Annotated in this window: 7 protein-coding genes; all 7 read right to left on the reverse strand. The window is 39.3% G+C overall.

The features are described from left to right. Positions 1-81: 81 nt before the first annotated feature. Positions 82-840, reverse strand: coding sequence for an RNA polymerase sporulation sigma factor SigF (gene sigF, locus V7149_RS20205; protein ID WP_335347390.1), 759 nt, complete (start codon positions 838-840; stop codon positions 82-84). 11 nt (positions 841-851) lie between these two features. Further along, the gene (gene spoIIAB, locus V7149_RS20210; protein ID WP_335347391.1) at positions 852-1,292 is read right to left on the reverse strand and encodes an anti-sigma F factor; all 441 of its coding nucleotides are present in this window, start codon (positions 1,290-1,292) and stop codon (positions 852-854) included. Position 1,293: 1 nt separating this feature from the next. After that, the gene (spoIIAA, locus tag V7149_RS20215) at positions 1,294-1,644 is read right to left on the reverse strand and encodes an anti-sigma F factor antagonist (protein ID WP_335347392.1); all 351 of its coding nucleotides are present in this window, start codon (positions 1,642-1,644) and stop codon (positions 1,294-1,296) included. 132 nt (positions 1,645-1,776) lie between these two features. Further along, complete coding sequence (locus tag V7149_RS20220) at positions 1,777-2,940, reverse strand: D-alanyl-D-alanine carboxypeptidase family protein (protein WP_335347393.1); 1,164 nt, start codon at positions 2,938-2,940, stop codon at positions 1,777-1,779. A 188-nt stretch (positions 2,941-3,128) separates the two neighbouring features. Then, positions 3,129-4,433, reverse strand: coding sequence for a pyrimidine-nucleoside phosphorylase (locus V7149_RS20225; protein WP_335347394.1), 1,305 nt, complete (start codon positions 4,431-4,433; stop codon positions 3,129-3,131). 61 nt (positions 4,434-4,494) lie between these two features. Beyond that, a complete protein-coding gene (locus V7149_RS20230; RefSeq protein WP_335347395.1) occupies positions 4,495-5,322 on the reverse strand; it encodes a purine-nucleoside phosphorylase in 828 nt (275 codons plus the stop codon). A gap of 14 nt (positions 5,323-5,336) precedes the next feature. Further along, the gene (gene deoB / locus V7149_RS20235) at positions 5,337-6,521 is read right to left on the reverse strand and encodes a phosphopentomutase (RefSeq protein ID WP_335347396.1); all 1,185 of its coding nucleotides are present in this window, start codon (positions 6,519-6,521) and stop codon (positions 5,337-5,339) included. Positions 6,522-6,538 lie beyond the last annotated feature (17 nt).

Genomic DNA, 6,538 nt, shown 5'->3' on the forward strand with positions numbered 1-6,538 from the left:
TATATTGACTTCATGATTACCAATATTTAGATGCATAAAAGTACAAATGCACTGGAGCTTGACGTGAAAAAACCGTATGGATCATACGTCCATACGGTCTTTCATTTGCTGAAGTATTTTTTTCTCTAGCCTTGAAACTTGAACTTGTGAAATCCCAAGTCTCGCAGCAACCTCTGATTGGGTCTGGTCTTTGTAATAACGTAAGTAAACGATTAACCTTTCCCTTTCATCTAAATCATTAATGGCTTCTTTTAAGGCTATTTTATCGAACCATTTCCCTTCATTGCCATCGTCAATTTGATCAAGCAATGTAATCGGATCTCCATCATTTTCATATACGGTTTCATGGATGGACGAAGGGGTTCGTCCAGCTTCCTGCGCAAGAATAATATCCTCTGGTGGAATATCAAGAAACTCGGAAAGTTCATTGACTGTTGGGATGCGGCCAAGTGATTTTGATAACTCATCTTTCGCCTTCCGGATTTTATTCCCCATCTCTTTAAGAGACCGGCTCACTTTCACTGTTCCATCATCGCGAATAAATCGCTGGATTTCTCCAATAATCATTGGCACCGCATACGTTGAGAACTTAACATCATAGCTTAAATCGAATTTATCAACAGACTTTAGCAATCCAATACATCCGATTTGGAAGAGATCATCTGGTTCATATCCCCTGTTTAAAAAGCGCTGGACAACAGACCATACGAGACGCATGTTCTTTTGAACAATCGTATCCCGTGCACTCTGATCCCCATCCTGGCTCTTTTTAATAAGATCCTTCACTTCATAATCCTTCAAAAATGCTTGGCCTTTATCAGCTTTTACCTCCACATCCATAGCAAGACTCCTTAATTACACAGCATTTTACTATTTGATAAATGCTTTCTTAATCGGATCTCTGTGCCTTTCCCCGGTTGCGATTGAATTTCGATTTCATCCATAAAGTTTTCCATAATCGTAAAGCCCATACCTGATCTTTCTAGCTCAGGCTTCGTTGTAAATAATGGCTGACGTGCCTCTTCCACATCCATAATCCCTGATCCTTCATCCCTAATAGACATATCAATAAAGCCGTCCTCCATTTTAACGGTTATATAAACCATTCCATTTGGATCCTGTTCATAGCCATGAATAATCGCATTTGTAACTGCTTCAGAAACAACGGTCTTTATTTCAGTTAATTCATCCATTGTTGGGTCTAGCTGGGTAATAAATGCAGCAACAGTTACACGGGCAAATGATTCATTTTGGCTTAATGCACTAAACTGAATATGCATTTCATTTTTCATATTAGGCAACCCCCAGTCTTTGCAAAGCAAATTCTTCAGTCGGTTCTAAGCGAATAATCTTAAATAACCCCGACATTTCGAATAATCTTTGTACGGCTGGAGAAATTGCACAAACAACCATTTCACCATGATGCTGTTTAATTTGTTTATACCGGCCCAGAATAACACCTAGTCCTGAGCTGTCCATAAATGAAAGCTGCTCAAGATTTAATACAATATGGTGGATATCATAATCTTCAATTGCCTTCGTCGCTTGTTCACGCAGCTCATCAGCTGAATGATGATCTAATTCCCCGCTAAGACGAATACATAAGACATCTCTTTTTACTTCTAAATTAATCGAAAGACTCACTATTATAGCCTCCTTATCTAGTCTCTAGTGAGTCCAATTCGATATTCTAACTCGCATTTCCTTCCTTAAGACAAAACTAGTGCTTATTCGCTAAAAGTAGAAGGCATATAGTTATTTTCGACATATTAGCTATTATCCTGCTCTTGTAAACATTCCAATGGACCGTTTATACAAAGTCCACCAGTTCGCTTCCTTGCTGGCTTCTTTTGCTACAAGAGGGCTTTCCACTAATGTTTTTCCGTCTTGAATGAGCTTTAAAGTACCGACCTTATCTCCTTTTTTAATGGGTGCCTTTAAATTCTTGTCCAAAACGATAGATTGTTTAATATTTTCAATGTTTTCGCCTTTTTTCGTTAATAAGGAGATCGGTTCGCTTGTAAGAGCTTCAATCTTTTTCTTTTCACCTTTGCTTACAGCCACATGACCTAGAGCTATGTTTCTTTTAAACATAGGGTGGGTTTTGTATTGACTAAAAGCATAGTCCAGCATTTTTGTAACTTGTGCATTACGTTCCTTAGATGTAGGCGCTCCAAACACAACAGCTATGACTCGCATCCCGTCTTTTTGTGCTGTTGCTGTTAAGCAATATTTAGCTTCATTTGTAAATCCAGTCTTTAGTCCATCAACACCTGGGTAGAAACGAACTAGCCTGTTCGTATTGACGAGCCAAAACTTTTTATCTGAGCCTTCACGCAAGTATGATTCATAGGTACTAGTAAATTTAGTTATATCTTCATATTTAAGAAGTTCTTTAGCCATAATTGCCATATCATGAGCAGTACTGAAATCCTTTTTACCAGGCAGTCCAGTGGCTGATTTAAATTCGGTATTCTTTAACCCGAGTTCATTTGCCTTTTTGTTCATTTGCTTGACAAATTCTTCCTCAGAACCTGCAAGCCTTTCTGCCATGGCAACAGATGCATCATTTCCAGATGCAATCGCAATCCCTTCTAACATCTGCTTCGTTGTCATTTCCTCACCAGGCTCAAGGAAAATTTGGGAACCTCCCATTGAAGCTGCATATTCACTCGTACGAATTTTTTCATCCATGGAAAGCTTTCCATTATCAATTGCTTCCATGATTAGGAGCATGGTCATAACCTTTGTCATGCTTGCGGGCGGAAGTTTTTCATCACTGTTTTTTTCATATAGCACTGTCCCTGTGTCGCGCTCAATTAAAATAGCAGACTTCACATTTTGGACAAGATCTACCTCACTTTCTCTAGCTAAAGCAGATGGTACAAAGGCAGATGCTAATAAAAAGGACATCACCATTATAGAGATTATTCGTTTCATCACATAACCCTCCATTCTTTATAGGCTCCATCCTTTCCAATTGGAGGGAAATTATACAACTCGTTCCATACTAAAATGAATATTTTCTTCAGTGATCGGATAATTTATAAATTTGGATCAATCATTACTTATTAAACATAAAAAACGCCAGGGAAATTAGTTCCACTGACGCTTCTATTTTTCAGTTCTTATTCAGATATTTCTTCATGAATTAATACTGGTGGGGTTACTTTATTCTCAGATATCCTTATATTCTCATATAGCTTTTTTGTAATCTCTGAAATATTTTCGAAGTTACTATAAATGGTTACGAGCGAATCGCCTTTTTTTACTTGGTCGCCAATTTTTTTGCGAAGAATTAGACCAACAGCAAGATCGATAACAGACTCCTTCGTTGCTCTTCCCGCTCCAAGAAGCATAGCCGCTGTTCCAATTTCATCTGCGACCATTTCAGATACATAGCCATCTTCCGTTGCTTCCAGTTCAAAAGTATACTTCGCCTGTGGAAGCATGTCTGGATTATCTACAACGGCCCCATCCCCGCCTTGCGCGGTTAAAAAGGTTTTAAAGACATTTAATGCAGTCCCATCCTTTATGGCACCCTCCAGCATGGTACGTGCTTCCTCCAGTGTATTAGCCTTTTTAGCTAAATAAACCATATAGCTTCCTAAAGTCAGGCATAGTTCAGTTAAATCCTCTGGACCTTCCCCTTTAAGCGTATCAATAGCTTCCTTCACTTCCAATGCATTTCCGATTGCATACCCGAGCGGCTGGCTCATATCAGATATGATTGCCATTGTATTTCTGCCAACATTGTTACCAATCTGAACCATCGCCTTTGCGAGCTCCCTTGAGTCATCAAGTGTTTTCATGAAAGCTCCGGCGCCGGTTTTGACATCAAGAACAATGGCATCCGCACCAGCCGCGATTTTTTTACTCATAATGGAGCCTGCGATTAGCGGAATGCTATTCACTGTAGCCGTTACATCACGAAGAGCATATAGCTTTTTATCAGCAGGTGTTAAATTCCCGCTTTGTCCAATGACAGCAATTTTATTTGTATTGACAAGATTTATAAACTCTTCGTTCTCCAGTTCCACATGGAAACCATTGACTGATTCCAGCTTATCAATCGTTCCGCCCGTATGTCCGAGACCTCTGCCAGACATTTTTGCTACGGGAACGCCTACCGCTGCAACGAGTGGTCCTAATACTAGCGTTGTTGTATCCCCAACTCCACCCGTTGAATGCTTATCTACCTTTATTCCTTCAATTTTTGATAAATCGATTTGATCCCCTGACTGTACCATAGCCATAGTTAGATCGGCTCTTTCCTTTTCAGTCATATCTTGAAAATAAATCGCCATCATTAGGGCACTTGCTTGATAGTCAGGAATAGATCCATCCGTATATCCCTGAATGAAAAATTGAATTTCTTCAGAAGAAAGCTCTTTTCCGTCTCGTTTGTTTTCAATAATATCAATCATTCTCATTTTTAATCACCGATCCGTTTTCATAATTTCATGGGTAATGCGAAAGTTTAATTTGGTAAAATTAATTTTTTGTTCCCATCTCTGCGACAATTTCTTTTACATACTGCAGAAAATGAGTCTTCACTTTCTCTGTAGTCTCAATAACCTCTTCATGGTTAAGCGGCTGATCTAAGATTCCGGCTGCCATATTCGAAATACATGAAATTCCGAGCACTTTCAATCCTGCATGCCTTGCCACTATTACCTCAGGAACGGTTGACATTCCTACAGCATCCCCGCCCATAGTACGGAGCATGCGGACTTCAGCAGGAGTTTCATAGGTCGGGCCTGTATTTCCAACATACACACCTTCTTGAATGGACAAGTTTAATTTTTCGGCCATTTTTCTTGCAAGCATTCTCAGCTCTTTAGAGTATGCTTCTGACATATCAGGAAAACGTACCCCCATCTGAGAATCATTTGGACCAATTAATGGATTATTCCCCATGTTATTAATGTGATCAGAAATAAGCATTAAATCCCCCGGCGAGTATGTTTCATTTACTCCGCCGGCAGCATTAGTCACAATTAATTGCTTAATTCCAAGCTCCTTCATGACTCTTACCGGAAATGTTACTTTATCGAAGCTATATCCTTCATAATAGTGAAAACGGCCTTGCATAACTGCAACGGGAACTCCATTTAATAAGCCAAAGACTAGATTTCCTGCATGGCCTTCTACCGTGGAAACTGGAAAATTAGGAATTTCATTGTATGGAATTTTTAAGGCGTCTTCTACTTCATCTCCTAATACACCTAATCCTGAACCAAGAATAAGGCCAATTAATGGCTGCTGCTTATATTTTCCTTTTAAAAATTGTGCAGCCTGCTGAATTTTTTGATAATCCATTTTCACTTTTCCTCCTATTTTAATTCTGTTAAGAAACTTCTTCCATTTGCTGGCATTTTAACTTGGAAATTTTCTGCAACGGTAGCACCGATATCCGCAAAGGTTTTCCTAATCGGAAGCTCTTTACCTTCTTCCATATTTTTTTCATAAACTAAGAGTGGCACAAATTCTCTCGTATGATCTGTTCCATGATGGACGGGATCGTTTCCATGATCTGCTGTAATAATTAATAAATCATGCTCTTGCATTTTGGCAAATACTTCAGGAAGGCGCTCGTCATATTCTTCAAGCGCTTTGCCATAGCCTATTGGATCACGCCGATGTCCATAAAGTGCATCAAAATCAACAAGATTAAGGAAGCTTAAGCCTGTAAAATCCATATCGAATGATTGCAATAACTTATCCATGCCGTCCATATTTGAAACCGTGCGCAGTGATTCAGTTACCCCTTCTCCATCAAATATATCGGAAATTTTTCCAATCGCAATAACATCCAATCCTGCATCCTTTAGCTCAGACATAACTGTCCGTTCAAATGGCTTTAGCGCATAATCATGACGATTAGAAGTTCTTTGGAAATTTCCTGGCTTGCCAGTAAAAGGTCTGGCAATCACTCTGCCGACCATATATTTTTCATCTAAAGTTAATTCGCGGGCAATTTTGCAAATCCGATATTGCTCCTCAATCGGAATAATTTCTTCATGGGCCGCAATTTGCAAAACGGAATCAGCTGAAGTATAAACGATGAGAGCCCCTGTTTTCATATGCTCTTCCCCAAGCTCTACAATAATTTCCGTTCCGCTTGCTGGTTTATTGCCAATCACCTTTCTTCCTGTACGTGATTCTAATTCGGATATGAGCTCTTCTGGAAAGCCATTAGGAAAAACTTGAAATGGAGTTTGAATATTTAGGCCCATTATTTCCCAGTGACCTGTCATTGTGTCCTTTCCATTCGACGCTTCCTGCATTTTTGTATAAAAAGCAAGCGGATTTTCAGCTTTTTTAACTCCTTTAATTTCACGGATATTACTAAGACCAAGCTTTGCCATGTTCGACATCTTTAGTCCATTCATTTTATCTGCAATATGACCTAGTGTATCTGCACCGATATCCCCAAATTTTTCTGCATCAGGCGCTTCACCAATCCCTACAGAATCCATGACGATGACGAATATTCTTTTATACGCAAATGATGACATATTCATTCCTCCTAATT

The sequence above is a fragment of the Bacillus sp. JJ1503 genome (assembly GCF_036965125.1).
GTDB lineage: Bacteria > Bacillota > Bacilli > Bacillales > Cytobacillaceae > Cytobacillus.